Consider the following 3,760-nt stretch of genomic DNA (forward strand, 5'->3'; position numbering starts at 1 on the left):
GGCCGACGCGGCGGGCCGCCTCGTCGAGCGGTACGCGCCAGTCGACGCCGACGACATCCGCGCCGGCCTCGCCCATCGCACCGAGCAGTTCGCCCGTACCGACACCGAAGTGGATGCGTGGCACACCGTACGCGGCGACCGCGTCGAAGACCTTGGCCGAGGCCGGCAGTACGGAGCGGCGGTAGTCGGCCGGGGCCAGGGCGCCCACCCAGGAGTCGAAGAGCTGCACGGCGCCGGCGCCCGCCTCGATCTGCACCTTGAGGAAGGCCGAGGTGATGTCCGCGAGCCGGTCCAGCAGATCGGCCCAGAGCGCCGGATCGCCGTACATCATCGCCTTGGTGTGCTCGTGGTTGCGGGACGGACCGCCCTCCACGAGATAGCTGGCGAGGGTGAAGGGAGCGCCGGCGAAGCCGATGAGCGGCGTGGAGCCCAGCTCTCCGGTCAGCATCCCGATCGCCTCGGTGACATAGGAGACATCGTCGGGAGTGAGATCGCGCAGCCGCGCGAGATCGGCCCGGCTGCGGATCGGATCCGCGACGACCGGGCCGACGCCCGGCTTGATGTCGAGGTCGAGACCGATGGCCTTGAGCGGGACGACGATGTCGCTGAAGTAGATCGCGGCGTCGACCTTGTGGCGCCGTACGGGCTGGAGTGTGATCTCGGTGACCAGCTCGGGCCGCATACAGGACTCCAGCATCGGAATTCCCTCGCGGACCTTGAGGTATTCCGGCAGCGAGCGCCCGGCCTGCCGCATGAACCAGACCGGCGTGTGCGGTACCGGTTCACGCCTGCACGCCTTGAGGAAGGCCGATTCGTCTGTCTTCGTCTGCTGGCCCGAAGGGCGGTCAATCGCGCTCACGACCAGAATCTTCGCATGTACGGGGAAGCCGCTGCCCCGGCCCGGGTGTCCCTCCCTGCGCGAGACGCGCGTTCCGCCTACTCTTCCCCGCATGGCTGCGGCTCAGGGACAGTTTTCCGATCATTCCAACGGCACCGAGGGAACAGGCAGCGCGGAGGGGGGCTCCGTCCCGTCCGCGTTCCGTACGGCGGTCGAAGCACTGCGGTCGGCGCGGCTGCGTCCCGGGATCGAGATCGAGCCGACGCCGCCGCCGAAGCGGCTCGCACCGTACGCGTACGCCCTGGAGGCGGCGGTCGTCGACGGCGAGGACGATCTCGCCGACGGCCGGCTGATCCTGCTGCACGATCCGGCCGGGCACGAGGCCTGGCAGGGAGTGTTCCGGCTGGTCACGCTGGTGCGGGCGGAGCTGGAGCCGGAGATGGCCGCCGATCCGCTGCTGCCCGAGGTGTGCTGGTCCTGGCTGACGGGCGCGCTGGAGGCGCGCGGACTGTCGTACGGAGAGGCCGGCGGTACGGTCACGCGGGCCGGCTCGTACTACTTCGGCGGTCTCGCCGAGCGCAGACCGGCGACCCAGATCGAGATCCGCGCGTCCTGGACACCGCGCGAGGGCCGGGCCGGAGTGCCCGACACCGCGGCGCATCTCGCCGCCTGGTGCGATCTGCTCTGCCAGATCGCGGGACTGCCGCCGGCCGCGCCGGGACCGGTCCAGGGATCCGCGGAGGCGGGCTCGGGCGCGGGCGTGGTGTCCCTGCCCCAGCGGCGCGGTCCACAGGTGTCCTGACGTATCCGAACGTATCCGACGTATGTCCTGTGTCCTGACGCATCTGACGCATCTGTCGTAACTGACGCTCCTTCACACCGCCGCCGTGGCGTCATGACGCCACGGCGGCGGTTCGCCACGCTCTCCGCCCTCTCGGTGCTCTCCGTGCACGTCGGAGCGATGGGACCGGTCATAGGATGATCGATCACCCGTCCGAATTGCCCGAATTGTTACTCACCAAATCGTGATCATTCTCTAAAGGCGGGCGGGATTACTGCCGAAGAGGTCAATGACCCTTCAAACACGGTTCCCTCCGGCTTCATCCCCCAGAGCCGGCGCCGTCCCGCACCTTCCCAGGAGGCCTGGTGTCCGTTCTCCTCGAGCAGCCCGCAAGCCTGGTCGCCTACCGCCCGAACAAGCCGACGGCCATGGTCGTCGTGGCCGACCCGCGCGTCCGCTCCACCGTCACCCGCCATCTGTGGGCGCTTGGAGTACGAGACGTCATCGAGGCATCGTCCATCGCGGAGGCACGCCCCCGCGTCGGCAACCCGCGCGACATCTGCGTTGCCGACGTCCACCTGCCCGACGGTTCCGGGCTGACCCTGCTGTCCGAGACCCGAGCCGCCGGCTGGCCCAACGGCCTCGCCCTCTCCGCCGCCGATGACATCGGCGCGGTGCGCAACGCCCTCGCGGGCGGCGTCAAGGGCTATGTCGTGACCGGCACACGCACCAACATCGGCCATCCCACCCGCCCCGGCGCCGCCCCCATCGGCGCCGGTCAGCGGATGCACCGCCGCCCGCCCGGCGCGCCGAGCCACCCGGGCGGCTACCGCGAGCTCTCCGGCCGTGAGGTCGAGGTGCTCAGGCTGGTGGCCGAAGGCCAGTCCAACAAGGCCATCGGTGTCTCGATGGGCCTGTCCGCGCTCACCGTCAAGAGCCATCTCGCCCGTATCGCACGCAAGCTCGGCACGGGCGACCGGGCGGGGATGGTCGCCGTGGCCCTCCGTACCGGCATCATCCACTGACCGACCCCGCTCCCCCGTTCTCCCCCCACCGCCCGTCGACGGAACGTTCCGTCGACGGGCGCCGTCCGTTCACAGATACCCTTGACAGGTGACCGACGCCCAAGAGACCGCAGCAGAGCCAGCACTGCGAACCACCGGGGGCCCGCGGCGGCAGCCGCTGATGTCGCAGCCCCCGGGCGACGGCGAATCGGCGCCGATCCCTTTGCTGGAGCCCCGCGAGGGCATTCCGCCGGTGGTCGCCGCCGAAGCAGACCTGGCCGGAGTGATCGCGGCCTTCGCCGCGGGCACCGGCCCGGTGGCCGTCGACGCGGAGCGCGCGTCCGGCTACCGCTACGGTCAGCGCGCGTATCTCGTCCAGCTGCGCCGTGAGGGCGCGGGCACGGCACTGATCGATCCGGTCGGCTGCCCGGACCTCTCCGGGCTCGGCGAGGTGCTCGCGGAGACCGAGTGGATCCTCCACGCGGCCACGCAGGATCTTCCGTGCCTGCGCGAAATAGGCATGACGCCCACCCGGCTGTTCGACACGGAACTGGCAGGCCGGCTGGCGGGCTTCCCCCGGGTCGGGCTCGGCGCGATGGTCGAGAACGTCCTCGGGTACGCGCTGGAGAAGGGCCACTCCGCCGTCGACTGGTCGACGCGGCCTCTTCCCGAGCCCTGGCTGCGGTACGCCGCGCTCGATGTGGAGCTGCTGGTCGATCTGCGCGACGCGCTGGAGAAGGAGCTGGACCGGCAGGGCAAGCTGGAGTGGGCGCACCAGGAGTTCGAGGCGATCGCCTCGGCCCCGCCGCCTGCGCCGCGCAAGGATCCGTGGCGCCGTACGTCGGGAATGCACAAGGTGCGCCGCCGGCGTCAGATGGCGGTCGTACGGGAGCTGTGGACCACCCGTGACCGGGTCGCGCAGCGGCGCGATGTCTCGCCGGGCAAGGTGCTGAGCGACACGGCGATCATCGAGGCGTCGCTGGCCCTGCCGGTGAATGTGCACGCGCTCACCGCGCTGCCCGGTTTCGGCCATCGGATGGGACGGCGCCAGCTCGAACAGTGGCAGGCGGCGGTGGACCGGGCGCGCGCCCTGCCGGACGCGGACCTCCCACAGCCGGGCCAGCAGGTCGCGGGACC

Annotated in this window: 4 protein-coding genes; 3 read left to right on the forward strand and 1 reads right to left on the reverse strand. The window is 71.0% G+C overall.

Going from position 1 to position 3,760, the window contains the following annotated elements:
* On the reverse strand, window positions 1–859 hold an 859-nt coding region (gene hemE / locus GA0115259_RS37935), incomplete at its 3' end, for a uroporphyrinogen decarboxylase (RefSeq protein ID WP_093605156.1).
* Between the two features lie 91 nt (window positions 860–950).
* Here hemE and GA0115259_RS37940 point away from each other — a divergent pair.
* From GA0115259_RS37940 to GA0115259_RS37950, 3 genes are all read left to right on the forward strand, one after another.
* Window positions 951–1,640, forward strand: a complete 690-nt coding sequence (locus GA0115259_RS37940; RefSeq protein WP_093605152.1) for a DUF3000 domain-containing protein — start codon at window positions 951–953, stop codon at window positions 1,638–1,640.
* 344 nt (window positions 1,641–1,984) lie between these two features.
* The gene (locus GA0115259_RS37945) at window positions 1,985–2,644 is read left to right on the forward strand and encodes a helix-turn-helix transcriptional regulator (protein ID WP_093605154.1); all 660 of its coding nucleotides are present in this window, start codon (window positions 1,985–1,987) and stop codon (window positions 2,642–2,644) included.
* Window positions 2,645–2,732: 88 nt separating this feature from the next.
* Window positions 2,733–3,760: HRDC domain-containing protein (locus tag GA0115259_RS37950; protein ID WP_093605158.1), on the forward strand; the 1,028-nt coding region annotated here is incomplete at its 3' end.

It is taken from the genome of Streptomyces sp. MnatMP-M17 (assembly GCF_900091995.1).
In the GTDB taxonomy this organism is placed as follows: domain Bacteria; phylum Actinomycetota; class Actinomycetes; order Streptomycetales; family Streptomycetaceae; genus Streptomyces.

Coding starts and splice junctions, on each gene's coding strand:
- GA0115259_RS37940 (WP_093605152.1), top strand. CDS start 951: ATGGCTGCGGCTCAGGGACAGTTTTCCGATCATTCCAACGGCACCGAG.